Source organism: Streptomyces sp. NPDC051940 (genome assembly GCF_040680895.1).
In the GTDB taxonomy this organism is placed as follows: Bacteria; Actinomycetota; Actinomycetes; order Streptomycetales; family Streptomycetaceae; genus Streptomyces.
The window spans coordinates 1-25,258 of record NZ_JBFAXR010000061.1 but is presented as its reverse complement, the minus strand read 5'-3'; the positions used below and the strand labels follow the sequence as shown (position 1 = coordinate 25,258).

Below are 25,258 nucleotides of genomic sequence, written 5' to 3'. Positions count from 1 at the left end.
CTCTGTGCGTGGTCGCAGGTCCGCGGTCAGCCGAGACCGGGGCCCCGGACGGGGATGCTGGTGAAGGTCGGGGCGAGCTGCTGCGGGCTGAAGAAGTCGTTGCCCTTGTCGTCGACGACGACGAACGCCGGGAAGTCCTCGACCTCGATCCGCCAGACCGCCTCCATGCCCAGCTCCGCGTACTCCACCGTCTCGACCTTCTTGATGCAGTCCTGCGCGAGGCGCGCCGCCGGACCGCCGATCGAGCCGAGGTAGAAGCCGCCGTGCGAGGAGCACGCGTCCGTGACCTGCTGGGAGCGGTTGCCCTTGGCGAGCATGACCTTCGAGCCGCCCGCCGCCTGGAACTGCTCGACGTACGCGTCCATCCGGCCGGCCGTCGTCGGGCCGAAGGAGCCCGAGGCGTAGCCCTCGGGGGTCTTCGCCGGGCCGGCGTAGTACACCGGGTGGTCCTTCAGGTACTGCGGCATCTCCTCGCCCGCGTCCAGCCGCTCCTTGATCTTCGCGTGCGCGATGTCGCGGGCGACGACGAGCGGGCCGGTGAGGGAGAGGCGGGTCTTGACCGGGTACTTGGTGAGCTCGGCGAGGATCTCGTCCATCGGGCGGTTGAGGTCGATCCGGACGACCTCGCCCTCGTCCAGGCCCGCGGCGGAGCCGCCAGTCAATTCGGCGTCGGTCGTGTCGGGCAGGAAGCGCGCCGGGTCCTTCTCCAGCTGCTCCAGGAAGACGCCCTCGGGGGTGATCTTCGCCAGGGCCTGGCGGTCCGCCGAGCAGGACACCGCGATGGCGACCGGGCAGGACGCGCCGTGGCGGGGGAGGCGGACCACGCGGACGTCGTGGCAGAAGTACTTGCCGCCGAACTGGGCGCCGATCCCCAGCTTCTGGGTCAGCTCGAAGACCTTCTCCTCCAGCTCCACGTCGCGGAAACCGTGGCCCGTCGGTGAGCCCGCCGTGGGCAGCTCGTCGAGGTAGTGCGCCGAGGCGTACTTGGCCGTCTTCAGCGCGTACTCCGCCGACGTACCGCCGACGACGATCGCGAGATGGTACGGCGGGCACGCGGCCGTACCGAGGGAGCGGATCTTCTCCTCCAGGAACTTCATCATGGAGGCCTCGTTCAGGACGGCCTTCGTCTCCTGGTAGAGGAAGGACTTGTTGGCCGAGCCGCCGCCCTTCGCCATGAACAGGAACTTGTACGCGCCGCCGTCCGCGGCGTACAGCTCGATCTGCGCGGGGAGGTTGGAGCCGGTGTTCTTCTCGTCCCACATGGTCAGCGGGGCCATCTGCGAGTAGCGCAGGTTGAGCCGGGTGTACGCGTCGTACACGCCGCGCGAGAGCGCCTCCTCGTCGCCGCCCTGGGTCAGGACGTTCTGGCCGCGCTTGCCCATCACGATCGCGGTGCCGGTGTCCTGGCACATCGGCAGCACGCCCGCCGCCGCGATGTTCGCGTTCTTCAGCAGGTCGAGGGCGACGAACTTGTCGTTCGGGCTGGCCTCGGGGTCGTCGCAGATCCTGCGCAGCTGGGTGAGGTGGGCCGGGCGGAGGTAGTGCGAGATGTCGTGCATCGCCTCCTCCGCGAGCTTGCGCAGCGCCTCCGGCTCGACCTTGAGGAAGGTGCGGCCGTCCGGTCCCTCGACGGTCGAGACGCCCTCGGCGGTGACGAGGCGGTACTCGGTGGTGTCCTCGCCGAGGGGGAGGAGGTCGGTGTAGGCAAACTCCGGCATGAGGGGGCTTCCTCTTCGGTTTCTTCGTCGCAGGCGGCTTCGACTGGCTGTACCAGGGTAGAGCGGCGCCGGAGCCGGGTCGGTGTGAGGTCGGTCGCCTGTGGACAACGCGCGCCCTGTGGACAACGGCCGAACCCCTAGGGGTTCTCCCCACTAGTCACGATGTATCGCGTTTGACTACGCTGGTGTGCGTGACTGACTCGACGCCCGCACCCCTCGACAAGCCCGCCCCCGTGGACATGGAGAAGGCGCCGGAGGCGCCCGCGCCCGCGGTCCTGCGCGCCTCGGACGCGGACCGCGACCGGGTCGCGGAGATCCTGCGCGAGGCGCTCGCGGAGGGCCGCCTCGACGCCGAGGAGCACTCCGAGCGGATCGAGGGCGTGTACGGCGCGAAGACCGTGGCCGAACTGGAGCGGTACGTCGCCGACCTGCCCGCCGGACGTCCCGAGGCGCCCGGCCCGCAGCAGCCGTCCGCCTACGCGTGGGGCGCGAGCCCCGCCACGGCCGCAAAGCAGAACCTCGTCGCCATCTTCGGCGGCTCCGTCCGCAAGGGCCGCTGGCGCGTCCCGGCCCGCATCAACGCGGTCGCCATCTTCGGCGGCGTGGACATCGACCTCACCGAGGCGATCTTCGAGCACCAGACGGTCGTGATCAACACGTTCTCCCTCTGCGGCGGCGTCAGCATCCGCGTACCGGAGAACATCACGCTCAGGGAGTCGGGCATCGGCATCATGGGCGGCTTCGACGTGAAGGCCATGGAGGCAGTCGAGCCGGGCGCGCCCGTGGTGATCATCGAGGGCGTGGCGGTCATGGGCGGCGTGGACGCGAAGCCGAAGCGGGGGAAGGTCGTCAAGGACCTCTCCGACCGGCTGCGCAAGCACACCGGTCACTGATCCCGCGCGGACCCGCGGGGGTCCGCCGGATCACGACGCGCGGGCGCTCCCCCTTTCCACACGCGTCGCAACCGCACGCATAGGAGCGCGTACAGCGGGTAGGACTTGTCGCATCGTCTTGCCGCGTCACACGGCCGAAGCACCCGGGGCCGGGCAGCGAGACCGAGACCGCCTGATTCGCCATCGCTGTCGTCAGGAGTAGACCGTGCTGCAACTCCCGCATCATCAGACACTGCGCGATGTCCCCACCACCGCGGTGCCGCGGCAGCGAACGCGTACGCCGGATGATGACGGCCCCTGGCATGTCGACGCGGCCTGCCGGCGTGATGAGGCCGGACTGTTCTTCGCCCCCTCCAAGGAACCCACCGCCGACCGGCTCTCCCGTGAGGCGGCGGCCAAACGCGTGTGCGCGCGCTGCCCGGTGATGCTGGAGTGCCGCGAGCACGCGCTGCTGCAGCCCGAGCCGTACGGCGTCTGGGGCGGCCTCACCGCGGCGGAGCGCCGGGTGGTGCTCTCCCGCCGCAGGCGGAGGACGGGAGCGCCCGCGGCGGACGTCGCGCAGGCGGGCTAGACGCACAGCGGACGGGCCGGGGAAACCCCGGCCCGTCCGCTGTTTGCTCCGTCTGACCGGCCGCTCTCAGGACGGTGGTCCGGGGGCGGAGCCCCCGGCAGTCCGCTAGCCGCCGGAGGCGCTCAGTGCGCGCGGTCGAAGTCGACGGCCGAGTACGCGCGCAGCTTCGACAGCTTGTGCTCGGAGTCGATCTGCCGGATCGTGCCGCTCTTGGACCGCATGACCAGCGACTGGGTGTACGCCGTCTCCGCGCGGTAGCGCACGCCGCGCAGCAGGTCGCCGTCCGTGATGCCGGTGGCGACGAAGAAGACGTTCTCCCCGTTGACCAGGTCGTCCACGAACAGCACGCGGTCGAGGTCGTGGCCGACGTCCAGCGCGTGCTTCTTCTCGGCCTCGTCCTTCGGCCACAGCTTGCCCTGGAACGTGCCGCCGAGGCACTTGATGGCGCAGGCCGCGATGACGCCCTCCGGCGTGCCGCCGATGCCCAGCATCAGGTCGACGCCGGTGCCCTCGCGGACCGCCATGATCGCGCCGGCCACGTCGCCGTCGGAGATGAACTTGATGCGCGCGCCGGTCTCCCGGATCTCGCGCACGATGCCGTCGTGCCGCGGCCGGTCCAGCACCACCACGGTGACGTCCTGCGGGGTGCTGCCCTTGGCCTTCGCGACCCGCCGGATGTTGGTCTCGACGGGGGCGTCGATGTCGACGAACTCCGCCGCGTCCGGGCCGGTGACGAGCTTGTCCATGTAGAAGACGGCCGACGGGTCGAACATGCTGCCGCGCTCGGCGACCGCCATCACCGAGACCGCGTTGGCCATGCCCTTGGCGGTCAGCGTCGTGCCGTCGACCGGGTCCACGGCCACGTCGCACTCCGCGCCCGTGCCGTCGCCGACCCGCTCGCCGTTGAAGAGCATCGGCGCGTTGTCCTTCTCGCCCTCGCCGATGACGACGACGCCGTTCATCGACACGGTCGAGATGAGGGTGCGCATCGCCCGTACGGCCGCGCCGTCCGCGCCGTTCTTGTCGCCGCGGCCGACCCAGCGGCCCGCGGACATCGCGGCGGCCTCGGTGACGCGTACCAGCTCCAGGGCGAGGTTGCGGTCAGGCGCCTCCGGGCTCACCTCAAGCTGCTGCGGCATGTGATGAGTCGTATCCGTCATGGTCTGTGCCTTTCTGATCCGGCGCGCCCGGAGGGTGAGGGTCCTATGACCATATCTGTTCTTCGCCACTATGAGCAGAGGGCCCCACGGATGAGCGGCCCCGTGGGACGCCTCTCACACCGGGTCGAGACGCACCTCACACCGCCCCGGGGCGCGCCTCACACCCCCCTCGCGCGGACCCGGCCCGGCGATAGGGGACGATGGACGCGTGTCGCAGAACCGTGTCTCCTCCCGTGCCGCCAAGCAGACCGTCCGCAACCTGGTGTTGTCGCTGCTGGTGACCTGCGCCCTCGCGGGCGCGGTATGGCTGGTGCTGATCCCGCACGACGACGACGCGGATCCCGTCCGCCCCGTCAGCTACTCCCAGGAGTTCACCCAGGCAGGCCGCGTCGCCCCGTACACCGTGCTGGCCCCGCCGCTGGGCGCGCCGGCGGGCGTACGGGCGACGTCCGTGCGGTACACGCCGCAGGGCGAGTTCGGGCCGCAGTGGCATCTGGGGTTCGTCACCGCGGGCGAGGAGTACATCGGCGTGGAGCAGTCCGCCGAGAATCCGGACGTGTTCGTGCGGAGGGTGACCTTCAAGGCGGACCGGACCGGCACCGAGCAGGTGGCCGGCGCGGCGTGGGAGCGCTACGAGGGCGCGAAGTACGACGCCCTGGTCAAGCGGGACGCGAACGGCGTGACCGTGGTGACCGGAACGGCGCCGATGGAGGAGCTGAAGGGCATGGCGGAGGCGCTGGTGGCGTCGCCGGAACAGGGCTGAGCCCAAGCGTTCGCGTTCGTGATCTGAAACGGCCGCCGGCCGCACCTCAGGGGAGGGGGTGCGGCCGGCGGCCGTTTTCCGTGCGGAGCCTCAGACGGTCGTGACGACCTGCTCGTACGCCAGGCGCGGGCCGCGCGGGTGGAAGGCGTCCTCACCCGGCTTGCCGATGTTGACGACGGCGAGGACGTGGTGGTCGCCGTCGAGGAACTCCTTGTTGATGCCCTCCGCGTCGAACCCGGTCATCGGGCCGGCGGCCAGGCCGGCGGCGCGGACGCCGACGATGAAGTAGCCCGCCTGCAGCGCGGCGTTGAAGGAGGCGGAGCGCTCGCGGACCGGGCGCTCGCTGAAGAACATGTCCTTGGCCTGCGGGAACGCCGGGAACTGGGCCGGCAGCTCCTCGTGGAACTCGTTGTCGGCGACCAGGATCGCGGTCAGCGGCGCGGCCAGGGTCTTGGCCTTGTTGCCGTCGCCCAGGTGGGCGGCGAGGCGCTCACGGGCCTCGGGGGAGCGGACGAGGATCACGCGCAGGGGCTGCTGGTTGAACGCCGTGGGGGCGTACTTCACCAGGTCGTAGATCGCCTGGACCTGCTCGTCGGTGACGGGCTCGTCGGTGAAGGCGTTGGCGGTGCGGGCCTGGCGGAAGAGCAGGTCCTGAGCGGCGGGGTCGAGTGCGAGGGGCATGGGGGAGGACACCTCAATAGTTCAGGATTAAACAACTTGCATCCGCAACGGTACGCCGAAGAAGGTGAACCTTCAACTAAAGGGGTGGGGTGGATGAAGAAGCTCACATCCGGGGCCCGGCCGCGCGGGCCCCGTACGTCCGCGCACCGCCCGCCGCGCCCCGGCGTTGTCCGCCCCACCCCCTAGGCTTGCGCCCATGACGGAGACGGAAGACCGGAGCGCGCTCGGCTACGAACAGGCTCGCGACGAGCTGATCCAGGTCGTACGCAGGCTGGAGGCCGGTGGCGCGACGCTCGAGGAGTCGCTGGCGCTCTGGGAGCGCGGCGAGGAGCTGGCCCGGCTCTGCCGCCAGTGGCTCGAGGGCGCCCGCGAGCGGCTGGACGCGGCGCTGGCCGAGGAGGGCGGGGAGGGCTTCGAGGGGGAGGAAGACGAGGACGAGGAGCCGGACGAGGACGAGTGAGGGCGATTCCTGGCGCAACTTCCGTTGCCACGCCCGGCGCCACTCCGGCGCCTGGGGCACCGCCCCCGCGGGCTCACCCCTCCCGCGTCACCTCGACCCCGAACTCGCCCCCGGACACCCGCGCCCGCAGCGCCTCGCCGGCCGCGACCTCCGAAGGCTCCCGGACCACCGACCCGTCCGCCCGCTGCAGCACCGCGTACCCGCGCTTCAGGGTGGCCGCCGGGGACAGCGCCACCACCCGGGCGTGCGTGTGCGCCAGATCCGACTCCGCGCGGTCCAGCAGATGCGACAGCGTGCGCCGGCTGCGGCCCAGCAGGGCGTCGACCTCCTCCGCCCGGTCCTCCACGATCCAGTGCGGGTCCGCTATCGACGGCCTGGTCATCCAGTCCTCCAGCCCCCGCTCCTCGCGCTCCAGGCGGCCGGTGACCACGCGCAGCGCCCGGTCGCGCAGCTGCTGGATGCGCGCGTGCTCCTCGCCCACGTCCGGCACGGTGTCCTTCGCGGCGTGCGTGGGCGTACGGGAGCGCAGGTCGGCGACGTAGTCCAGCAGCGGGTTGTCGGGCTCGTGCCCGATCGCGGACACCACCGGCGTACGGCAGGCGGCCACCGCGCGGATCAGGGTCTCGTCGGAGAAGGGCAGCAGGTCCTCCACGCTGCCGCCGCCGCGGGCGATGATGATCACGTCGACGTCCGGATGGCCGTCCAGCTCCTGTACGGCCTTGATCACCTGCGGCACCGCGTGCACGCCCTGCACGGCCACCGGCCGCACCTCGAAGCGCACGGCCGGCCACCGGTGCCGCGCGGTCTCCAGCACGTCCCGCTCGGCCGCCGACGCCCGCCCGGTGACCAGGCCGACGCGGCGCGGCAGGAACGGCAGCGGCTTCTTGCGCTCCGGGGCGAACAGCCCCTCCGCCGTCAGCGCCTTCTTCAGCTGCTCGAGGCGCGCCAGCAGCTCGCCCATCCCGACGAGGCGGATCTCCGTCGCGCGCAGCGACAGGCTGCCGTTCTTCGCGTACCAGACGGGCTTGGCGAAGACGACGATCCGCGAGCCCTCGTGCACGGCGTCGGCGACCGCGTCGAAGACCTGGCGGTAGCAGGTGACCGTCAGGGAGATGTCGTACGACGGGTCGCGCAGCGTCATGAACACCACGCCGGCGTTGGGGCGCCGGGAGAGCTGGACGATCTGCCCCTCGACCCAGACCGCGCCGAGCCGGTCGATCCAGCCGCCGATCTTGCGTGAGACCTCGCCGACGGGGAAGGGCGTCTCGGCTGAGTTGATGGCCATGACGCCCCAGGCTAGTGCGTGGTGCCGACACCGCCGCCGCGCCCGGCGGGTGCGGGCGGCGCGCGTCACTGGTCCGCGCGAACCCGCCGCCACCCCAGCACGGCCAGCCCCGCCGCCAGCCACACCGCGCCCACGACCAGCGCCTCGTACTGCGCCTCCGTGATCACCGCCACGCACACCGCCAGCCCGAGCAGCGGGACCAGCAGATGCTTGACCGGATGCGGGGCCGCCCCGCCCGCCCGGCGGACGTGGAAGAGGCCGAAGACCGCCACGTGCAGCAGGGCGAACGCGCCCAGCGCCCCGAGGTTCACCACCGCGACCACCCGGCCGAGCCCCTGCGCGTGCCCGGACGCCCACAGGGCCGTGGCCGCCGCCAGCGCCGCGCTCAGGACCACCGCCCGGCGCGGCACCCCGGACCCCGCGTCCAGCCGGGCCAGGGCGCGGGGCAGCCGGCCCTCGCGGGCCATGGCGTACACCGTCCGTGCGGCGGCGGCCTGCGCGGCCAGGCCGGAGAACGCGGCGCCGACGGCCTTGCTGAGGGCGACCAGGTTGTGCAGCCAGTGGCCGACGCCCGCCTCGGCGGCGTCGTAGAACGCGGGGTCGCGCAGACCGGGGTCCTCGACGAGGGCGGTGTAGTCGTCCGGGTAGAGGAGGGCGGCCAGATAGGACTGCAGGACGAAGAGCAGGCCGGCGACGGTGAGCGCGACGAGCAGGGCGCGGGCGGCGCGTTCGCCGTGGGTCCGGTGGTGGCGGGACCTGTCGTCGACCTCCTCCGCGAAGTTCGCGATGGACTCGAAGCCCAGATACGACAGCACGGCGATGGACACCCCGCCGAGCACCGCGCCCGGCGAGAACGCCCCGCTCCCGGTGAACGGCTCCAGCCACCCGCGCGCGGGCCCGTCCCGCACCAGGGCCGCGCACGCCGCCACGACGAACGTCGCCAGCACCGCCAGCTCCGCGGCCAGCACCGCGAGCCCCACACGCGCGGCGGCGCGCACGCCGGTCATGTTCAGCGCGCTCGTCACGACGATCGCCGCCGAGGTCCACAGCCAGACGGGGATCCCCGGCACGAGGGCGTGCACCGCGATGCCGGAGAAGAGGTACGCGACGGCCGGGACGAAGAGGTAGTCCAGCAGGAGCAGCCACCCGGCCAGGAAGCCCGCCCCCTCGCCGAGCCCGGTGCGGGCGTACGCGAACACCGAACCGGCCTCCGGCACGACCCGCACCATCTGCGCGTACGAGTAGGCCGTCAGCCCCATGGCCACGGTCGCCACGACGTACACCAGAGCGACGGCGCCGCGGCTGTCGGCGTACAGCGTCCCGAAGATGCCGACGGGGGCCATGGGGGCGATGAACAGCAGCCCGTACACGAGGAGGTCCCGGAACGACAGGGACCTCCTCAGCGAGGTGTCGCCGACGGCGTGCGGGATCACGTCAACGATCATCGGCGTGGGGCGTGCGGGCGGCAACGCGGGGCGTGCGGGCGGCAACGCGCAGCGCCGGGGCGTGTCACAGGCGCGCTGCAGCTCCCGCGCGCATGCCGGGCCGTCGGACCCGTTCCGTACGATGGGACGCATGACTGCAGCAGCTGCTTCCGCCCGCCGGGTACTCCTCGCCGCCCCGCGCGGCTACTGCGCGGGTGTCGACCGCGCGGTGATCGCCGTCGAGGAGGCGCTCAAGCAGTACGGGGCGCCGGTCTACGTCCGGCACGAGATCGTGCACAACAAGTACGTCGTGAAGATGCTGGAGCGTAAGGGCGCCGTCTTCGTCGAGCGCACCGAGGAGGTGCCGCCGGGCAACATCGTGATGTTCTCCGCGCACGGCGTCTCCCCGGAGGTGCACGAGGAGGCCCGGCGCGGGAAGCTCGCGACCATCGACGCCACCTGCCCCCTGGTCACCAAGGTGCACAAGGAGGCCGTGCGCTTCGCCAACGAGGACTACGACATCCTCCTGATCGGCCACGAGGGCCACGAGGAGGTCATCGGCACCACCGGCGAGGCCCCCGAGCACATCACCCTGGTCGACGGCCCGGACGACGTGGCCAAGGTCGAGGTCCGCGACCCCGACAAGATCGTGTGGCTGTCGCAGACCACGCTCTCCGTCGACGAGACGATGGAGACGGTCGAGCGCCTGCAGGAGAAGTTCCCGAACCTGATCAGCCCGCCGTCCGACGACATCTGCTACGCCACGCAGAACCGCCAGGTCGCGGTGAAGATGCTCGGCGCCGACTCCGACCTCGTCATCGTCGTCGGCTCGCAGAACTCCTCGAACTCCAAGCGTCTGGTCGAGGTCGCCCTCAACGCCGGCGCCCGGGCCTCGTACCTGGTCGACGGCGCCGAGGAGGCCGACGAGGCCTGGCTGGAGGGCGTCACCACGGTCGGCGTCACCTCGGGCGCCTCCGTACCGGAGGTGCTGGTCGACGGCGTGCTGGAGTGGCTGGCCGAGCGCGGTTACGGCGATGTGGACGTCGTGCAGCCGGTCGAGGAGTCGATCACGTTCTCGCTGCCGAAGGAGCTGCGCCGCGACCTCAGGGCCGAGGCGGCCGCTGCGCTGGCGGGAGACGAGTAGCGGACCCGTTGGCACGCCCGGTCCGCTCCGCGCGGCGGGCGTGCCGTACGGCCAGCAGCGCCAGCCGGCGCACCAGGGCGACACCGCCGGCCAGCATCGTCCCGGCGTACAGCCAGGGCGCCTGCAGGGCCAGCTCCGTGCCGGCGGCCATCAGATGGCCGGTGGCCCCGCCGCTGCCGTCGCCGGTGGCCAGGACCCCCACGGCGAAGGCGATCGGCATCGCGACCGGGGCGGTGACGGCGTCCAGGGGGCGCACCCAGGCGGCGGTCAGCAGGCACACCAGCACGAAGACGACCCCGAAGAAGACCGGCGCGTGCGCGTCCAGCAGGGCGAGCAGCAGCCCCGTGAGGAGCATCGCGCCGACGGCCATCAGCCCCGCGCCCAGCGCGGTGAGCCGGGGCCCGGGCGGTGCGAGGAGGGTCTCCACCACGGGCGGTACGGAGCGGCGGGGGCGGACCCGGTGGACCGCGGGCGGTGTGGGCCCCGCGGCCCCGGTCCCCATCCGGGGGGAGGATTCGCTGCGGGCGGGCCGGGGGAGCCGGCCGCGGGCGGGGCGTCGGTGATGCTCGGCGTGATGCGGTGTACCCGTACTGTGATGCTGCACTTGTCCACCGTAGGGCCCGAAACGGCGGGAAACATCCGCGATGGTCCGATTGGCTGGCTGTGTCGGACTGCTGTCCGGACGGGCGCGGGGCGCCGCCCCTGCCCGGGCGCCCGTAGAATTGCCGGGCAGGAATGTCATTCGTACGCCAGTACCCGTCCCGGGAAGTCGCCACGTGTCGCTCACGATCGGAATCGTCGGTCTGCCCAATGTCGGCAAGTCGACCCTCTTCAACGCCCTGACCAAGAACGACGTCCTGGCGGCCAACTACCCGTTCGCCACGATCGAGCCGAACGTCGGCGTCGTCGGCGTGCCGGACGCCCGCCTCGACAAGCTCGCCGAGATCTTCGGCTCCCAGCGGATCCTTCCCGCCACGGTCGACTTCGTCGACATCGCCGGCATCGTCCGCGGCGCGTCGGAGGGCGAGGGCCTGGGCAACAAGTTCCTGGCGAACATCCGCGAGTCGGACGCGATCTGCCAGGTGATCCGCGCCTTCCGGGACGAGAACGTCGTCCACGTCGACGGCAAGGTCTCGCCGAAGGACGACATCGAGACGATCAACACCGAGCTGATCCTCGCCGACCTCCAGACCATCGAGAAGGTCCTCCCGCGCCTGCAGAAGGAGTCGCGGATCAAGAAGGACGTGGCCCCGAAGGTGGCCGCGGTCGAGGAGGCCCAGAAGATCCTGGAGGAGGGCACCACGCTCTTCTCGGTCGGCATCGTCCAGGGCTCGGAGCGCGCCGCCCTCCTGCACGACCTGCACCTGCTCACGACGAAGCCCTTCCTCTACGTCTTCAACGTGGACGAGGAGGAGCTGACGGACGAGGGCTTCAAGGACGAGCAGCGCGCCCTGGTCGCCCCGGCGGAGGCGATCTTCCTGAACGCCAAGCTGGAGCAGGACCTCGCGGAGCTGGACGACGCGGACGCCCTGGAACTCCTGGAGTCCGTCGGCGCCGAGGAGCCGGGCCTGGCCACCCTCGCCCGCGTCGGCTTCAACACCCTGGGCCTGCAGACGTACCTCACGGCGGGCCCGAAGGAGTCCCGCGCCTGGACCATCAAGAAGGGCGCCACGGCCCCCGAGGCGGCGGGCGTGATCCACACGGACTTCCAGAAGGGCTTCATCAAGGCGGAGGTCATCTCCTTCACCGACCTCGTCACGACCGGCTCGGTCGCCGACGCCCGCGCGGCGGGCAAGGCGCGGATGGAGGGCAAGGAGTACGTGATGCAGGACGGGGATGTGGTGGAGTTCCGGTTCAACGTTTGATAGCCGTGGAGGTTCCCCCTCTGGTCAGCAGATGTGCAGGTCAGAGGGGGTTTCTCTAGGCTGATTCGTATAGTTCCAGCAGAAGGTACAGGCTTGGCCCGCTGGCGGGCGGCTGTAGCGTTTCCGCAGTTCAGAGCCCTGACCTGGGTTGGTTGAGTATGGTCGGGACTCCCCGTTGCCGCATTTCTACTGGGTTGGAACGATCTTTGTGGCGTGAGCCGTCTTGCTGCGGACGGCCGCCCGGGATGTCTCGTCCGCTTTCGATGACTGCGATCGTCTGGTCTGACCTCTGGTGCGCACCTGCCGTGAGCCGGCACTCCGGGCCGACGGGGCGCGGCCTGCCAGCCGTCTACAGGAATCGTCCTAGTCACTTCCGTCGATGAGCTCCTGCTGACGCCGACCGGCTGTGGCGATTGCCGTCGACCCTGCGCTGGAGACCGTGGTGTCGGGGCTCACGGCCACCACCCGGGCCAACATGCTGTGTCTGTGCCGCTAGGCCGCGCCGGAGACCGCGTGCCGCGCCAAGACCGTCTGGTCGCACTGTGCCTGGGGTGCCACTACCACCAGTACGAGCTCGGCCCCACGCACGACCAGGTCTCGACCTGGCGGACGGAGGTCGGCGACCTGGTCCGGGTATCGGTTTGATGCTGGCGGTCAGACCGACCACGACGCCGGGGCGCTGGCTACTTGACTACTCCTCGCGAGTGAGCCCCGACAAGCCTTCGCTGCGGCGTCCGCCTGTGGTGCGAACCGCGCGGCGAACCAGCTGGCGATACAAGAGTTCACGCGCGCAACGCGGAGGCCTGGACGCCTTGTTCGCCATAGACAACCCGGTGGCTGTCTATCTCTACGGCTTCATCCCGATTCCGAAGCAGACTCCTGGATCGGGCCGAACACATACCGCCTTCCCTGGAGGCGACAGCGTTGGCGAGCCACGTAGTTCTAGCCCGACTCGAAAGGGATTCGTCAGCTGCTGCCGTCATCGCAACTCGCAAGTGGCAGCAGTGATCAGATTTAGCATTAATGTGCTCTCGAGCCGAAGCGCCGGACAGTGCGAAATATCCTGCGGGCCTTAGAGGCTAAACTTTGGAGCGCAGATGGCACCTGACGTCTTCGACTGCATAGCAGCGTATGTCCGTAGTGTTTGCGGTGAAGGGCCGCTCTGTGTGCACGTGGACGACGTGCGAGAGTGTCGGATAAAGCAGCACCCGGACTACGCGAAGTTCCGATCCCGGGCTGTATCTGCAAGAGCGGCACGAAAGCCGTCTCAACTATGGGAATCCATGGTGGCCATGGGGCGCCTTTCTGACGTGCGTGGGGACAGCAAGTGGCGGATGATCGTTGTCGATTGTCTCACCCCTTTCCTTCGTGCACGCTCGTGGTCAATCTCTCGGGAGTTCTATTGCGACTTGAGGGACGTTCGATCAGACATGTTCGAAGCCGCCCTTAACGTTTGGGAGGAGACGGCGAAGGACGTTCCCCCACGAGAAATTCCCACACTTATGGTCAAGGCGGCTATCAATGCTGCGTATCGACGTGCAAGTGTTCATGGGAGCGAAAGGCTCAGCGGTAACGTAGAGGCTTTGTTGGCCTTCGAAGAGTCCGATTTGGACTCCGCGCTAAAAGCGTCGTCGATTATCCACGATGCTGACCCGAAGGATTCCGCTGTCGCAGAGCAGATCCGAGGCGAACGCACAGGGGCGCTATGGCAGAGGCATGGACTCGCTGAAGTAGTTAACCGCTACCACGAGGACCTTCGAGAGGGGCGTCGTCAGGGCTTGCGTGGCATCCTCGTGACGGAGGCGATGCTGGCCCGTACGTGGGTTGCGGGCCACAGCTATTACTACTACATCTCTGACTTCTACCCCAAATTGGTTGACCTCTCCGCTGCTGCCGAGGCGTTGGGGATCGCTAAATCTGCTGCATACCGAATGGTGAGAGCGGGATCTTTTCCCTGTCTGACCACGCGCATGGGGGGCAGTATTAAGGTTCCCACAGAGGCCCTGATGCACTCCCTGTCCATTCCGGATATTATCGTTCATCTCGATGACGTGGAGAATGGAGCGGCTCACATTCAAGTCGGCGGAGGCTGACTTCGGATCTTCATGTCATGAGATTGCTGAGATTGAGCTCTGCTCCCGTCGAGGAGGTCGGTTTCGCTAGGCGGGCGGGTGGTAGAGGCGAAGCGCATGGTGTCGGGTTCGGCGGTCGGCCCAGTGCTGTTTTGCCGGTGCAGCGCAGTGTCAAGTTGGACGAGAAGGTGCAGGTAGCGCAACGCGGGCCGGGGCATGGGCGGAGCAGGGTGGCCAGGAAAGTGCGATCAGCGGGTCTGAAGGCGGGTTTGTGAGCACCGAGTTGTCGTTCAAAGATGTTGATCTGGTGGCGTAGGGCGAGGGCTTCGGTGTCCTTGTCGCGGTTGCTCATCGGCAGCAGCCGCAGCGCGGCGAAGGTGTGGGTGACGGCCAGTAGGCGAAGTGGATCAGCGTGAGCGATGGTCATGCCTCCGCCGGTGGCGCCGTCGTAGCTGGGTAAGTAGGACAGGCGCGGATGAGGCGTTGGGGCGGCGCGGGATTCCCGGCGCTGGCACCGCCGCTAGCAGGTAGAGGATTTGCTACACTCGCGGATGTGGAGGAATGGGAGATCCGCATCACGGACCATTGTCTGGCCTGGGTCGAAGCGCTGGACGAAGGGTCGAAGGCGGAGGTGGTCGATGCGATCGACCGGCTCGCCGAGGCCGGTCCCGGGCTGGGGCGTCCGTTGATGGACCGGCTGGAGGGCTCGCAGGTCCACAATCTCAAGGAGCTGCGTCCAGGCTCCGCGGGGCGCTCGGAGGTCCGGATCGTGTTCGCGTTCGATCCGTGGCGCTCGGCGATCCTGTTGATCGGCGGGGACAAGTCGGGTGACTGGTCGGGCTGGTACGGGCGGACCATTCCGCTGGCTGAGGAGTTGTACGCGGAGTACCTGAAGGAGCGCGAAGCAGAGGAGGCGGCGCAGTGACCGGGACGCGGAAGTGGAGCGAGGTGCGCGCGGGCATTGTGGCCGGCGCTGGTGGCGAACAGGGTGTCGCGGAGGCTCGTCGGCGCAACCAGGCCTACATCGACGGCCATCGCCTGGCGGAACGGCGTGAGGCGCAGGGGCTCACGCAGGCGGAGCTGGCCGAGCGCATGGAGGTGACCAAGAGCAGGGTGTCGCAGATCGAGCGCGGCGAGGTCTCCACGGTGGAGGTCATCGCGCGCTACGTGCAGGCGCTGGGCGGGCAGCTTCAGATCTCGGCGGTCTTCGGTGACGATCAGTACATTCTCCGCAGTGCGGACACCCACGCCGCGTAGCCGCCGTCCGATGGCCCCGGACGGCTGCTGGACCGGTGGCGAGCGTCTGAGCCCCGGCGAGGTGCTCGGCGATCAGTTGGTCGGGTCGGTGCGGGCAAGGGTGGGGTCGCCGTTACCGGACAGGTGGGAGGCGACCTCGGGGTGCGCGGCGATCCCTTGGAGCAGTGCGCTGCCTGGGAGGGCGGCCGGGTTGAGGGCCCCGGCGATCGCAAGGGTGAGGGGGCGTCCGGTGAGGACGTGGTGGATGGCGTCGAGGGGGACGGGGCGCTCGTAGTAGTCCTCGAAGTGGGACTGGACGGCCTCGGGGGAGCGGTCGGTGAGGAGACGGAAGAGGAAGCCGGAGCCGTCCGGGTCCTCGGTGTCGGCGGGGAAGGTGATGGCTGAGCCGGTGCGCCAGGCGGTGTCGCCGGTCTCCCGCCACAGGCAGGCCGTGACCCGCAGGGCGTCGATGCCCTCGTCGTAGAAGGAAGGCTCGTCCAGGAGCGGGCGCAGCGCCGCGGGCACTTCGTCGATGACGCCGGGCCAGACCTGCTCGTCGTCCGTCCCGTACGGACTCATCGCCGACTCGTGGTCGAAGCCGCGTATGAGTACGCCGGCCGGGGTGAACTGGACGGAGAAGTCGTCCCCCGAGCCGTTGTTCATCAGGGCCGCCTCCTCACCGGGGCCCCAGGCGGGGTCGAAGGTGTACTCGCAGAAGCGCGGATCGCCGCCGATCACCGCGTCCAGGACGGCCAGTGCGCGCAGATCGGCACGGAGTCGGTCGGGGTCGGGGAGGAGGGCGGCAACCTCGTGCACAGTGCTCATGGCGTCATGGAAGCAGCTGCCACTGACAACCCGGCGGGGCTACCCGGACCACGGTCGCGGGCTGAGGCCACGCTGCCGCACCTGGGCGGATGCGACGGGCGGCGACTGACGAATCGCGTCGGCCGGCTCAGCCGTGCGGCAGTGGGCGGACCGTGAGTATCTGCTCGGCGCGGCCCACGGGTCCGTGGACGTCGTGCAGGACGCTGCTGGTGAGCCCCTGCCCGGTGGGGCCGAAGGTGACCGTGGTGTCCAGGCCGGTCCAGGGGCCCTGCGGCTGCCGGTGCAGGTGGACGGTCAGGTCGAGGTTCGGGAACATCCACGCGGTGGGGTCCTGCTGGACGGCGATGCCGTTGGCGGTGTCGACCAGTGCGACGTATGAGGCGAGAGGGCTGATCGGCTCGCCCGCGACCAGGTCGACGCGAGCGGACACCCACGCCGCCGTGCGGCCCCTGCGGGACGGGGGCGTGCGGCGGACGTCGAGGGAGGAGACGTAGCCGCCGTCCCATTCCTCGTCCATCGCCCAGGGGGCGAGTGCGTCGGGGGCGGGGAGCGGGTCGACGGGGCTGTCCGCGACGGAGGACGAGTCCAGCGGGGCCATCAGCCAGGCGCGGGCGCGGACGACCGGGCGGGCGCCGATGACCGCCACGGCTTCGAGCAGTTCGATGGTCCGGCCGGGGCGGAGGGTGGTGACCGTGATCTCGCACTCGTCGAGGGCGAGGAAGCCGAGGATGTCGTAACTGATCCGGGTGAGCACCAGGTTCCCGGGGCGCTGCGCGAGGTGGCGGTCGAGCTCGTGCGCGATCAGCCCGGCGAGCGGGCTGAAGTGCTGTTCGTCGGCGTTCCAGGCCCCGCCCGCGTGAGCCGTGGGCTTGTAGCGGTGCTCGCCCGTCCGCTCGTAGTAGCTCTCGCGCGGGTTGTTCGCGGTGGTCACGGGGTCTTTCTCCTTGGACGGGGCGCCATACGGAGCCGCACGTTACCCGAGGGTGGACGTGCTGGTCGGGCGGGCCTGTGCCTCCCACCGGCCAAGTTGAGCGGCCTGCCCGCTGTCAGGGAACCGTCAGTACGATCTTGCCCGTCGTCCGGCCCGTCTCGCCCAGGGTGTGTGCCTTCGCCGCGTCGGTCAGTGGGAGGGCCGCTTCGATGTGTGCGCGCAGGGAGCCGGTGGCGGCCAGGTCGGCGATGGCGTTCATGCCGGCGTGGTCGGCTTCTACGAGGAGCGTTTCGACGCGGATGCCGCGGGCCGCGGCCTTCGCCGGCTCGTCGGGGTCCGTTCCCGGCAGGATCGAGACGAGGATGCCGCCGGGGCGCAGGACGTCGAGGGAGCGGGTTCGGGTGTCGCCCGAGAGCGGGTCGAGGACCACGTCGATGTTCCGGACGGCGTCGCGGAAGTCGGTGGTGCGGTAGTCGATGACCTCGTCCGCGCCCAGGGAGCGGACGAACTCGTGCTTGGGGGCGCTGGCGGTGCCGACGACGTACGCGCCGCGGGACTTGGCGATCTGGACGGCGAGGTGGCCGACCCCGCCGGCGGCCGCGTGGATCAGGACGCGCTGTCCCGGCCGGACGTCGGCGGTGTCGACGAGCGCCTGGTGGGCGGTGAGGGCGGCGAGCGGCAGGGCGCCGGCCTGGACGTGGTCGATGCCGGCGGGCTTGCGCGCGAAGGCGCGGGCGGGGCCCGTCACGTACTCGGCGTGGGAGCCGACGCCGTGCGGGTAGGGCAGCATCCCGAAGACCTCGTCGCCCGGCTTGAACAGGGTGACGCCGAAGCCGACCGCCTCGACCACGCCGGAGACGTCCCAGCCGAGGACCAGCGGCAGGCGGTTCAGGAAGAGGCCGGCGGCGCGGTGCTTCCAGTCGGTCGGGTTCACCCCGGCGGCCCGGACGGCGACGAGGACCTGGCCCGGGGCGGGCGTGGGACGGGGCAGGACGACCTGCGTGAGCACCTCGGGGGTGCCGTGGGTGTCCTGGCTGATGGCATGCATGGTGGCGGAGTCCGTGGCGGAGTTCGTGGCGGGGTTCGTCATGTGCACCAGCCTCGCCGGAGACCCCCTCCGGATACCATGGCATGAATGCCAACTTCCGACGGGATCGTGCCAATGACCGCAGTCCACCGTGTCGCCGTCCTCGCCCTGGACGGGGTGTATCCCTTCGAGCTCGGCATCCCGAGCCGGGTCCTCGGCGCGCTCCAGGACCGTTACGAGGTGCTGACCTGCTCCGTCGACGGCGGCCCCGTCGCCACGAACGCCGACTTCTCGGTGACGGTGGGGCACGGCCCCGAGGTCCTCGCGACGGCGGACACGGTGCTGCTGCCGCCGTTCGACATCTCGCGGCTCTCCCGTGTGCTGCCGCCGGGAGTGGCCGAGGCCCTCGCGACCGTACGGCCCGGCACCCGCATCGTGTCGATCTGCACGGGTGCCTTCGTGCTGGCGGCGGCCGGACTGCTCGACGGCCGGCCCGCCACCACCCACTGGGCCGTCGCCGACGTCTTCCGGTCCTGGTACCCGGCGGTCGCGCTGGATCCGGACGTGCTGTTCGTGGACGACGGCGACGTGCTGACCTCGGCGGGTGCCGCCTCGGGCGTCGACGCCTGCCTCCACCTCGTACGACGGGATCACGGCGCGGCCGTCGCCAACCACGTGGCACGGGTCTGCGTCGTGCCGCCGTGGCGGGACGGCGGCCAGGCGCAGTACATCGAGCACCCGGTGCCCCCGCCGTCGGTGAACGGCACCTCGGCCACCCGCCAGTGGGCGCTGGAGAACCTGCACGAGCCGCTGACCCTGGGGCAGCTCGCCGGGCACGCCCGGATGAGCCTGCGCACGTTCACGCGCCGGTTCAACGAGGAGGTCGGGACGAGCCCGGGGCGCTGGCTGATCCAGCAGCGCGTGACCCGGGCCCAGTACCTCCTGGAGACCACCGACCTGTCCGTCGACGACATCGCCGGACGGGTCGGCTTCGCCACCGGCACGTCCCTGCGCGAGCACCTGCACGCCGCGATCGGGGTCTCGCCGATGGCGTACCGCCGCACCTTCCGGGGCGGAGGGACCTCCCCGGACCCGTCGGCTACATCCAGGGACGTCGTCCCGGTCCCGTCGGGTGCAGGCCGGTGACGCCCATGACCACCGAGTACAGGCTGGTCTCCGCGGCGATGAAGAGGCGGTTGCGCTTTGCGCCGCCCCAGGAGATGTTGGCGACCGTCTCGGGGACGTTGAGGCGGCCGATCAGGGTGCCGTCCGGGTCGTAGCAGTGCACGCCGTCGCCCATGGCGCCGACCCAGAGCCGGCCGCCGTCGTCGAAGCGGAGGTTGTCGAAGCGGGCGTTCTCGCGGACCCCGGCCTCGGCGAAGACCTTGCCCTCGGACAGGGTGCCGTCGTCGTGTACGTCGAAGACCCGGATGAAGCCCGCCCGGGTGTCGGAGACGAACAGCTGCCGCTCGTCGGCCGAGAAGACCAGCCCGTTCGGCGCGCCGAAGCAGTCGGCGACCAGCCGCACTTCGCCGGTGGCCGGGTCGATGCGGTAGACGTTGTTGGCGCCGATCTCGCTCGGCGCGCGGTATCCCTCGTAGTCGCTGGTGATGCCGAAGTCCGGGTCGGAGAACCAGATCGAGCCGTCGGACTTCACGGCCGCGTCGTTCGGGCTGTTCAGGCGCTTGCCCTGCCAGCGGTCGGCCAGCACGGTGACGGTGCCGTCGTGTTCGGTCCGGGTCACCCGGCGGTTGCCCTGCTCGCAGCTGATCAACCGGCCCTCGCGGTCGAGGGTGTTGCCGTTGGTGTGTCCGGCGGAGCGGCGGAAGACGCCGACGGCCCCGGTCTCCTCGTCCCAGCGCAGCATCCGGTCGTTGGGGATGTCGCTCCAGACCACCTGGCGCCAGGCCGGAACGTAGATCGGCCCCTCGGCCCAACGGCAGCCGGTGTACAGGACCTCGAGCGCTTCGTCACCGTTCATGCACCGTCCGGTACGGAACCGGTCGTCAAGCATCTCGTACAGGCCCGGGCGCTCACTGCTCATGGAGTCCACTCCTTACGAATACCAGCACATGCCGAACCAGAGTCGGCCTGAACTGCATCCTGCAAGATGGGATACTGTCCATGCCAGTCGATTCCGAATGGAGAGTTGTGGATCACATTGATCGCGCGCTGCTGGCCGAGCTGCAGCAGGACGCCACCCGGCCCTACGCCGCGCTCGGTCAGGCCGTCGGCCTGTCCGCCGGCGCCACCCACGAACGGGTCCGCAAGCTCCGCGAGCGCGGCGTCATCCGGCGTACCACCGTCGAGGTGGACCCGGCTGCCGTGGGCAGCGCCGTGCTGGCCTACGTGATGGTCGACTCGACGTCCTGGATGGGTGATTCGGCGCCGGACTTCGCCGCGCTCCCCGAGATCCTGGAGGCGCACGTCATCGCGGGCAGCGCCTCGGTGCTGGTGAAGGTCAGGACCGCGACCACCGAGCAGCTGCAGGACGTACTGCGCCGCATCTACGCGATCGAGGGGGTCAGCGGTACGCAGGCGACGGTGGTGCTGGAGACCTTCTTCGAGCGGCCGCTCTCCCCGCTGGCCGGTGAGCAGCCCTGATCCACCGGGACGCCGCCGGGCGCGGGGCGGATCGGGCGGTCCGTGCCTACCGGCTTCCTGCGGCCGGGAGTTGGCCACGGGACCTGCTCCTGCGGTATTGGTGATCGCACACATTGGCGAATGCCGAAGGGGTCGCGCATGCCGGGAGAGCCGTCCGAGTTCCACTGGGGTGCGCCGGGCCCGCCCCCGCCCGACCCGCCGGGGCATCGGCGGGCCCGGGCCCGGACGCGGCGGCGCTCCCGCGTCGTCGTGGTGGGCCTGGTGTGTGCGGTGGCCGTGGTGCTCGGGGCGGTCGCACTGCTCCGGCAGGGCGGCGACGCCGGCGGTGCACGCGCCGAGGGCCGGGTGGCGGCGGCGGGCCAGGAGCGCGGCGTGGCGCTGCGGCCCTCCTCCGCCCGCGGACACGAGCTCTTCCGCCGCGAAGTCCCCGCGGGGACCCCGGTGGGGGCCTCCTTCCGGACCGTCCGGGTCTGGGCGACGAGTGAGGTGCTCGTCAGGACGACCAAGTACGCCGTCGAGGGCCTCGACCCGGTCACCGGCACCCGGCGGTGGACGGTTCCGCTGTCCGGACGCGTCTGCGGCGCGAGCGAGACCATGACGAGCGGCGGCAAGGTCGCGGTGGTCTTCGAGCCCGCGAAGCTCGAGATCACCCACGCGCCCTGCTCCGAACTGGCCGTCATCGACATCAGCGCGGGCCGCAAGCTCTGGCAGAAGACCATCGACGGCATGGACTCCAGCGGGGACGGCCACCTGGTGGTCGCCGTCACCGAGGAGGCCGTGGCCGTGGACTGGTACCGGGAAGGGTGGGCGCCGGGAGCCCGCACCTACTCCCTGGACGGCAGGAGGAAGCTGTGGGCCGCCCGGCCCGCCGGCGAGAACCGCTGCTCCGAGCGCCTCGTCCGCGGCGGCGAAGGGCTCTACACCCTGGAGCGGTGCTGGAGCGAGACCCTCGAGTACTCCTACACGGTGCGGCTGCGCGACCCCGTGACAGGAAGGACCGAGTGGAGCTTTCGCTCCCCGCGGAGGGACTACTGGACCTTCCGGTTGGTCTCCGTCAACCCCACGGTGCTGGCGATCACCGAGCGGGCGGACCTGGCCGACGGAGTGGACGAGAGCGCGACGCGCCTGATGACCGTGGGGGAGGACGGGAAGCTCCGGGCCGAGATCAGGCTCCCGACGCCGGCCAGGGGCTGCGGCGGCCTCCAGGGCACCTGCGGCACCGTCGTCGCCGCCGGCGGCAAGGTCTACGTCAAGACGGGCGCCCTGGCGGCCGGCGAGCTCACGGCGTACGACTTCCGCACCGGCAAGGTGGCGTGGCGGGCCGAGGCCGCGGGCGGGAGGCGCCCCCTGTGGCCGCTGCGCATGGACGACTCCGGCGAGGGACTCATCGCGTACGAGCCGGCGAGCGACAGCGGCAGCGGTACGGGCGGCCGTGTCGTACGCCTGGACGCCGAGGACGGCAGCCGCGAGGAGTGGCTGCGGCTGCCCGACGCGAGCGCCGAGGAGCAGTCCCAGGCGGACGGCGTCGTCCGCGGCGCGCCTCCCCTCTTCGCGTACGGCCGGCTGTACTTCCAGCTGCAGGCCACCCTCGGGACGGCCGATCCGCCGCCCGCCCTCCTCGCCTTCGGCGCCGAACAGGGCTGACCCGCGGAACCGGGGGAGGGCCGGCCCCTTGTCCTTCCCCGGCCGCCTGCCCTTCCCGCCCCCTGCCCTTCCCCGGCCCGCACCGGGCTGCGAGGCTGAAGTCCGCCGCCCGCACCGCCGGAAGGAGCAGCATGCGGATCGTCGTCGTCGGAGGAAGCGGACACATCGGGACCTTCCTCGTCCCCCGGCTCGTCCGTGCCGGACATGAGGTCGTCAGCATCAGCCGGGGGCAGCGGGCCGCCTACGTACCCGCACCCGAGTGGGAGCACGTGCGGCAGGTGACGGCCGACCGCGTGGCGGAGGACGCCGACGGGACCTTTCCCGAACGCCTCGCGCGGCTGCGGCCGGACGCCGTCGTCGATCTGGTCTGCTTCACGCTCGAGTCCGCCGTCGCGCTGGTCGAGCGGATGCGCGGGGAGACGGGGCAGCTGCTGCACTGCGGCTCCGTGTGGCGCTACGGCCCCAGCCGCAAGCTGCCCATCGCGGAGGGCGAGGGCACGCCGCCGGTCGGGGAGTACGGCATCGGCAAGGACCGCATCGCCCGGATGCTGAAGGCCGAGACCGACGCGGGCGGTCTGGTGACCACGTCCCTGCACCCCGGGCACATCGTCGGACCCGGGTGGCATCCGATCGGACCGCTGGGCAACCTCGACCCGGACGTGTGGCACACGCTCTCCGCCGGGCGGCCCCTGCGGGTCCCCGGGCTCGGCGCCGAGACCATGCACCACGTGCACGCCGACGACGTCGCCCACGCCTTCGAACAGGCCGTCGTCCACCGGGACGCGGCCGCGGGCGAGGACTTCCACGTGGTCGCGCCCACCGCGCTGAACGTGCGCGGCTACGCGGACACGGCCGCGGGCTGGTTCGGGCGGGAGGCCGTGCTGGAGAGCGTCACCTGGGACGAGTTCCGGTCCACCACGTCCGCCGAGCACGCCCAGGTGAGCTGGGAGCACCTCTACCGCAGCCACTGCCTGACCATCGACAAGGCGCGGACCCTCATCGGCTACGCGCCCCGCTACCAGCCGGAGGACGCGGTGCTGGAGTCCGTCCGCCGGCTCGTCGACCGCGGGGGACTCACAGTCGACCGTCCCCTCGTGGTGTGACCGCGCCTATCTCCCGCGCGACCTCCGGTACTCCTCCACCACCAGGTCCGTCAGCTCCTCCACCGAGGTCTCCGACGTCCGCTTGTCGAAGGTGATCTCGCCGTGCTGGAGCAGGTTGACCCGGTCGCACACCTCGAAGACCTGGGCGTAGTTGTGGGCGATGATGACGATCGACACCTCGCCGCGGGCCTTCAGATCGGTCACCAGGTCGAGGATCAGCGCGCCCTCCCTGGCGCCCATCGCGGCGAGCGGCTCGTCGAGGAGGAGGATCCTGGCCTCCGAGTAGACCGAGCGGGCCACGGCGATGGCCTGCCGCTGGCCGCCGGAGAGCTTGGCGACCTCGATGTCCACCGACGGGATGTGCACCCCCATCTCGTCCAGGTGCTGCCGGGCGATCCTGCGCATCGCGCGGTTGTTGAGCAGCCGCGTGGGCCGGATCCGCTCCCGGTTCAGGAACATGTTGTGGTAGACGGTCAGTTCGTTCACCAGCGCCAGGTCCTGGTAGACCGCGTCGATGCCGAGCGAGCGGGCGTGGTCGACCGACTTCAGCGCCACCTCCCGGTCGCCGAGCAGGATGCGGCCCGCGTCGGGCCGGTGGAAGCCGCAGAGGATCTTCAACAGGGTGGACTTCCCGGCGCCGTTGTCGCCGACCAGGGCGAGCACCTCGCCCTTCTCCAGCCGCAGGTTCACGTCGCGCAGCGCCGTGACCGCGCCGAACCCCTTCGCCAGGTGCTCCACGGAGAGCGCGGTCATCCCCGTCCCGCCCTTCGCAGCCTGGTCAGGTGCACGTTGAGCACCATGGAGATGATGATCGCCGACCCCAGGACGATGTTGAACGGGTTGGCGCTGATGCCGATGAGGTTGAACCCGTTGCGCAGCTCGGCCAGGACGAGCGCGCCGAGCAGCGCGCCGACCACCGTCCCGGAGCCGCCCGCCAGTGCCGTACCGCCGATGACGGCGGCGGACACGGCGATGAACATCGGGGCCGCGCCGTCCGCGCCCGCCGAGCTCGGGTCGATCGAGTTGATGCGGAAGGCCTCGAGGATGCCGGCGAAGGCCCCCAGCGCGCTGGTGGCCATGAAGTTGCCGGTCTTGATCCGGCCGGTCCTGATCCCGGCCTCGCTCGCGCCGAGCGGGTTGCCGCCGGTGGCGACGGTGTGCAGGCCCCAGCGGGAGCGGGTGAGTACGACGTGGAAGAACGCGACGATGCCCAGGCACCAGATCAGCTCCGACCAGGCGGACTCCCCGAACCAGCCCTGCAGCCCCTGCGCCGCCTCCGGGATCTGCGCCGGGTACGCGTGCGACGTGGTCAGCATGATGCCCATGATCAGGAAGAGCATGCCCAGCGTGGCCACGAACGACGGCACCCGCAGGACGACCACCATGAACCCGTTGGCCAGCCCGATCACGGCGCCCGCCAGCACCGAGCCGACGATCGCGACGACCGGGTACATCCCGTAGTAGTCGACCAGGTAGTGCATCAGGAACGGCGCCAGCGCGAAGGCGGCGCCGACCGACAGGTCGATCTCCCCGCAGACCAGCAGCAGCACCATCCCCGCCGCGATGATCGCGTACGGCGCGGTCTGCTGGGAGAGGTTGACCAGGTTGTCGCGGGACAGGAAGTCCGCGTTGGCGGACCAGAAGTACACCAGCAGGCCCACCGCCACGACGAAGACGGTGGCCTCGCGGCGGACGACGAGGGCGTCGTAGGCGAGCAGCAGCGGGCCGGTCCGCCGCCCCGGCGGGGCGCCGGCCGCGGCCGGCGTACGGCATGCCGAAGCAGTCGTCCCACGGGCCGGGCAGCGGCTCGATGCGCTCGCCGGTCGGCAGATGGTCGGCGCCGCGCTCCTCC

General features: G+C 70.8%; 27 protein-coding genes. 14 read left to right on the top strand and 13 right to left on the bottom strand.

Annotated elements, in window-relative coordinates:
- Positions 1 to 26: 26 nt before the first annotated feature.
- The gene (locus AB0M28_RS23090; protein WP_365407957.1) at positions 27 to 1,718 is read right to left on the bottom strand and encodes a fumarate hydratase; all 1,692 of its coding nucleotides are present in this window, start codon (positions 1,716 to 1,718) and stop codon (positions 27 to 29) included.
- Positions 1,719 to 1,951: 233 nt separating this feature from the next.
- Between AB0M28_RS23090 and AB0M28_RS23085 the strand changes: the two genes are divergently transcribed.
- Both AB0M28_RS23085 and AB0M28_RS23080 read left to right on the top strand, forming a co-directional pair.
- A complete protein-coding gene (locus tag AB0M28_RS23085; protein WP_365408028.1) occupies positions 1,952 to 2,611 on the top strand; it encodes a DUF1707 domain-containing protein in 660 nt (219 codons plus the stop codon).
- Between the two features lie 232 nt (positions 2,612 to 2,843).
- Complete coding sequence (locus AB0M28_RS23080) at positions 2,844 to 3,182, top strand: WhiB family transcriptional regulator (RefSeq protein ID WP_365408025.1); 339 nt, start codon at positions 2,844 to 2,846, stop codon at positions 3,180 to 3,182.
- Positions 3,183 to 3,304: 122 nt separating this feature from the next.
- Here the strand turns inward: AB0M28_RS23080 and glpX are convergent, their stop codons facing one another.
- Positions 3,305 to 4,342 (bottom strand): class II fructose-bisphosphatase, encoded by a 1,038-nt coding sequence (gene glpX, locus AB0M28_RS23075; protein WP_365407954.1) that lies wholly within the window; start codon positions 4,340 to 4,342, stop codon positions 3,305 to 3,307.
- Positions 4,343 to 4,550: 208 nt separating this feature from the next.
- Here glpX and AB0M28_RS23070 point away from each other — a divergent pair, with 208 nt between their 5' ends.
- Positions 4,551 to 5,105 carry a DUF4245 domain-containing protein gene (locus AB0M28_RS23070; RefSeq protein WP_365407951.1) on the top strand — a complete coding sequence of 185 codons (555 nt, stop codon included), beginning with the start codon at positions 4,551 to 4,553 and terminating at the stop codon, positions 5,103 to 5,105.
- A 90-nt stretch (positions 5,106 to 5,195) separates the two neighbouring features.
- On the opposite strand, the gene AB0M28_RS23065 is transcribed toward AB0M28_RS23070, so the two are convergent.
- Positions 5,196 to 5,786 (bottom strand): malonic semialdehyde reductase, encoded by a 591-nt coding sequence (locus tag AB0M28_RS23065; RefSeq protein WP_365407948.1) that lies wholly within the window; start codon positions 5,784 to 5,786, stop codon positions 5,196 to 5,198.
- Positions 5,787 to 5,982: 196 nt separating this feature from the next.
- Here AB0M28_RS23065 and AB0M28_RS23060 point away from each other — a divergent pair, with 196 nt between their 5' ends.
- Positions 5,983 to 6,246 (top strand): exodeoxyribonuclease VII small subunit, encoded by a 264-nt coding sequence (locus AB0M28_RS23060; protein WP_365407945.1) that lies wholly within the window; start codon positions 5,983 to 5,985, stop codon positions 6,244 to 6,246.
- A 73-nt stretch (positions 6,247 to 6,319) separates the two neighbouring features.
- Here the strand turns inward: AB0M28_RS23060 and xseA are convergent, their stop codons facing one another.
- Both xseA and AB0M28_RS23050 read right to left on the bottom strand, forming a co-directional pair.
- On the bottom strand, positions 6,320 to 7,531 hold the full coding sequence (gene xseA / locus AB0M28_RS23055) for an exodeoxyribonuclease VII large subunit (protein WP_365407942.1): 1,212 nt from the start codon (positions 7,529 to 7,531) through the stop codon (positions 6,320 to 6,322).
- Between the two features lie 65 nt (positions 7,532 to 7,596).
- On the bottom strand, positions 7,597 to 8,976 hold the full coding sequence (locus tag AB0M28_RS23050) for an APC family permease (RefSeq protein WP_365407939.1): 1,380 nt from the start codon (positions 8,974 to 8,976) through the stop codon (positions 7,597 to 7,599).
- Positions 8,977 to 9,097: 121 nt separating this feature from the next.
- Here AB0M28_RS23050 and AB0M28_RS23045 point away from each other — a divergent pair, with 121 nt between their 5' ends.
- A complete protein-coding gene (locus AB0M28_RS23045; RefSeq protein WP_365407936.1) occupies positions 9,098 to 10,099 on the top strand; it encodes a 4-hydroxy-3-methylbut-2-enyl diphosphate reductase in 1,002 nt (333 codons plus the stop codon).
- Here AB0M28_RS23045 and AB0M28_RS23040 read toward each other — a convergent pair.
- The gene (locus AB0M28_RS23040; RefSeq protein ID WP_365407933.1) at positions 10,059 to 10,601 is read right to left on the bottom strand and encodes a DUF6542 domain-containing protein; all 543 of its coding nucleotides are present in this window, start codon (positions 10,599 to 10,601) and stop codon (positions 10,059 to 10,061) included. The two genes, AB0M28_RS23045 and AB0M28_RS23040, sit on opposite strands and share 41 nt — an antisense overlap.
- 274 nt (positions 10,602 to 10,875) lie before the next feature.
- On the opposite strand from AB0M28_RS23040, the gene ychF reads away from it, so the two are divergent.
- The 3 genes from ychF (at position 10,876) to AB0M28_RS23025 (ending at position 14,057) form a co-directional block, all read left to right on the top strand.
- Positions 10,876 to 11,964 (top strand): redox-regulated ATPase YchF, encoded by a 1,089-nt coding sequence (gene ychF, locus AB0M28_RS23035; protein ID WP_365407930.1) that lies wholly within the window; start codon positions 10,876 to 10,878, stop codon positions 11,962 to 11,964.
- A 513-nt stretch (positions 11,965 to 12,477) separates the two neighbouring features.
- Positions 12,478 to 12,609, top strand: coding sequence for a hypothetical protein (locus AB0M28_RS23030; protein ID WP_365407927.1), 132 nt, complete (start codon positions 12,478 to 12,480; stop codon positions 12,607 to 12,609).
- A 785-nt stretch (positions 12,610 to 13,394) separates the two neighbouring features.
- Positions 13,395 to 14,057 (top strand): hypothetical protein, encoded by a 663-nt coding sequence (locus AB0M28_RS23025; RefSeq protein WP_365407924.1) that lies wholly within the window; start codon positions 13,395 to 13,397, stop codon positions 14,055 to 14,057.
- 10 nt (positions 14,058 to 14,067) lie between these two features.
- On the opposite strand, the gene AB0M28_RS23020 is transcribed toward AB0M28_RS23025, so the two are convergent.
- Entirely contained in the window at positions 14,068 to 14,463 is a 396-nt protein-coding gene (locus AB0M28_RS23020) for a hypothetical protein (RefSeq protein ID WP_365407922.1), read from the bottom strand.
- Positions 14,464 to 14,589: 126 nt separating this feature from the next.
- Here AB0M28_RS23020 and AB0M28_RS23015 point away from each other — a divergent pair, with 126 nt between their 5' ends.
- Together AB0M28_RS23015 and AB0M28_RS23010 are read left to right on the top strand one after the other, a co-directional pair.
- Positions 14,590 to 14,961: a type II toxin-antitoxin system RelE/ParE family toxin gene (locus AB0M28_RS23015; RefSeq protein ID WP_365407919.1), complete on the top strand. Its 372-nt coding sequence runs from the start codon at positions 14,590 to 14,592 to the stop codon at positions 14,959 to 14,961.
- Positions 14,958 to 15,293, top strand: a complete 336-nt coding sequence (locus AB0M28_RS23010; protein WP_365407916.1) for a helix-turn-helix transcriptional regulator — start codon at positions 14,958 to 14,960, stop codon at positions 15,291 to 15,293. Before AB0M28_RS23015 ends, AB0M28_RS23010 begins: the two co-directional genes overlap by 4 nt.
- A 72-nt stretch (positions 15,294 to 15,365) precedes the next feature.
- Here the strand turns inward: AB0M28_RS23010 and AB0M28_RS23005 are convergent, their stop codons facing one another.
- The 3 genes from AB0M28_RS23005 to AB0M28_RS22995 form a co-directional block, all read right to left on the bottom strand.
- Positions 15,366 to 16,097 (bottom strand): hypothetical protein, encoded by a 732-nt coding sequence (locus tag AB0M28_RS23005; protein ID WP_365407914.1) that lies wholly within the window; start codon positions 16,095 to 16,097, stop codon positions 15,366 to 15,368.
- Between the two features lie 127 nt (positions 16,098 to 16,224).
- Positions 16,225 to 17,028 carry a thioesterase family protein gene (locus AB0M28_RS23000; RefSeq protein ID WP_365407911.1) on the bottom strand — a complete coding sequence of 268 codons (804 nt, stop codon included), beginning with the start codon at positions 17,026 to 17,028 and terminating at the stop codon, positions 16,225 to 16,227.
- Positions 17,029 to 17,143: 115 nt separating this feature from the next.
- Entirely contained in the window at positions 17,144 to 18,076 is a 933-nt protein-coding gene (locus AB0M28_RS22995) for an NADP-dependent oxidoreductase (protein ID WP_365408022.1), read from the bottom strand.
- 114 nt (positions 18,077 to 18,190) lie between these two features.
- Between AB0M28_RS22995 and AB0M28_RS22990 the strand changes: the two genes are divergently transcribed.
- Positions 18,191 to 19,201 carry a helix-turn-helix domain-containing protein gene (locus tag AB0M28_RS22990; protein WP_365407908.1) on the top strand — a complete coding sequence of 337 codons (1,011 nt, stop codon included), beginning with the start codon at positions 18,191 to 18,193 and terminating at the stop codon, positions 19,199 to 19,201.
- Here the strand turns inward: AB0M28_RS22990 and AB0M28_RS22985 are convergent.
- Positions 19,155 to 20,099: an SMP-30/gluconolactonase/LRE family protein gene (locus AB0M28_RS22985; protein ID WP_365407905.1), complete on the bottom strand. Its 945-nt coding sequence runs from the start codon at positions 20,097 to 20,099 to the stop codon at positions 19,155 to 19,157. The two genes, AB0M28_RS22990 and AB0M28_RS22985, sit on opposite strands and share 47 nt — an antisense overlap.
- A 107-nt stretch (positions 20,100 to 20,206) precedes the next feature.
- Between AB0M28_RS22985 and AB0M28_RS22980 the strand changes: the two genes are divergently transcribed.
- The 3 genes from AB0M28_RS22980 to AB0M28_RS22970 all read left to right on the top strand — a co-directional run bounded on the left by AB0M28_RS22980 (position 20,207) and on the right by AB0M28_RS22970 (position 23,406).
- Positions 20,207 to 20,659: an Lrp/AsnC family transcriptional regulator gene (locus AB0M28_RS22980; protein ID WP_365407902.1), complete on the top strand. Its 453-nt coding sequence runs from the start codon at positions 20,207 to 20,209 to the stop codon at positions 20,657 to 20,659.
- 138 nt (positions 20,660 to 20,797) lie between these two features.
- The gene (locus tag AB0M28_RS22975) at positions 20,798 to 22,303 is read left to right on the top strand and encodes a PQQ-binding-like beta-propeller repeat protein (RefSeq protein ID WP_365407899.1); all 1,506 of its coding nucleotides are present in this window, start codon (positions 20,798 to 20,800) and stop codon (positions 22,301 to 22,303) included.
- A 131-nt stretch (positions 22,304 to 22,434) separates the two neighbouring features.
- Entirely contained in the window at positions 22,435 to 23,406 is a 972-nt protein-coding gene (locus tag AB0M28_RS22970) for an NAD(P)-dependent oxidoreductase (RefSeq protein ID WP_365407896.1), read from the top strand.
- Between the two features lie 6 nt (positions 23,407 to 23,412).
- On the opposite strand, the gene AB0M28_RS22965 is transcribed toward AB0M28_RS22970, so the two are convergent.
- On the bottom strand, positions 23,413 to 24,159 hold the full coding sequence (locus AB0M28_RS22965) for an ATP-binding cassette domain-containing protein (protein WP_365407892.1): 747 nt from the start codon (positions 24,157 to 24,159) through the stop codon (positions 23,413 to 23,415).
- Positions 24,156 to 25,258, bottom strand: a 1,103-nt coding sequence (locus AB0M28_RS22960) for an ABC transporter permease (RefSeq protein ID WP_365407889.1), incomplete at its 5' end; no start/stop codon positions are given. The genes AB0M28_RS22965 and AB0M28_RS22960, both read right to left, overlap by 4 nt.

Coding starts and splice junctions, on each gene's coding strand:
- AB0M28_RS23090 (WP_365407957.1), bottom strand. CDS start 1,718: ATGCCGGAGTTTGCCTACACCGACCTCCTCCCCCTCGGCGAGGACACC.
- glpX (WP_365407954.1), bottom strand. CDS start 4,342: ATGACGGATACGACTCATCACATGCCGCAGCAGCTTGAGGTGAGCCCG.
- AB0M28_RS23065 (WP_365407948.1), bottom strand. CDS start 5,786: ATGCCCCTCGCACTCGACCCCGCCGCTCAGGACCTGCTCTTCCGCCAG.
- AB0M28_RS23060 (WP_365407945.1), top strand. CDS start 5,983: ATGACGGAGACGGAAGACCGGAGCGCGCTCGGCTACGAACAGGCTCGC.
- xseA (WP_365407942.1), bottom strand. CDS start 7,531: ATGGCCATCAACTCAGCCGAGACGCCCTTCCCCGTCGGCGAGGTCTCA.
- AB0M28_RS23050 (WP_365407939.1), bottom strand. CDS start 8,976: ATGATCGTTGACGTGATCCCGCACGCCGTCGGCGACACCTCGCTGAGG.
- AB0M28_RS23045 (WP_365407936.1), top strand. CDS start 9,098: ATGGGACGCATGACTGCAGCAGCTGCTTCCGCCCGCCGGGTACTCCTC.
- AB0M28_RS23040 (WP_365407933.1), bottom strand. CDS start 10,601: ATGGGGACCGGGGCCGCGGGGCCCACACCGCCCGCGGTCCACCGGGTC.
- AB0M28_RS23025 (WP_365407924.1), top strand. CDS start 13,395: ATGTTCGAAGCCGCCCTTAACGTTTGGGAGGAGACGGCGAAGGACGTT.
- AB0M28_RS23020 (WP_365407922.1), bottom strand. CDS start 14,463: ATGACCATCGCTCACGCTGATCCACTTCGCCTACTGGCCGTCACCCAC.
- AB0M28_RS23005 (WP_365407914.1), bottom strand. CDS start 16,097: ATGAGCACTGTGCACGAGGTTGCCGCCCTCCTCCCCGACCCCGACCGA.
- AB0M28_RS22995 (WP_365408022.1), bottom strand. CDS start 18,076: ATGCATGCCATCAGCCAGGACACCCACGGCACCCCCGAGGTGCTCACG.
- AB0M28_RS22990 (WP_365407908.1), top strand. CDS start 18,191: ATGACCGCAGTCCACCGTGTCGCCGTCCTCGCCCTGGACGGGGTGTAT.
- AB0M28_RS22985 (WP_365407905.1), bottom strand. CDS start 20,099: ATGAGCAGTGAGCGCCCGGGCCTGTACGAGATGCTTGACGACCGGTTC.
- AB0M28_RS22975 (WP_365407899.1), top strand. CDS start 20,798: ATGCCGGGAGAGCCGTCCGAGTTCCACTGGGGTGCGCCGGGCCCGCCC.
- AB0M28_RS22970 (WP_365407896.1), top strand. CDS start 22,435: ATGCGGATCGTCGTCGTCGGAGGAAGCGGACACATCGGGACCTTCCTC.
- AB0M28_RS22965 (WP_365407892.1), bottom strand. CDS start 24,159: ATGACCGCGCTCTCCGTGGAGCACCTGGCGAAGGGGTTCGGCGCGGTC.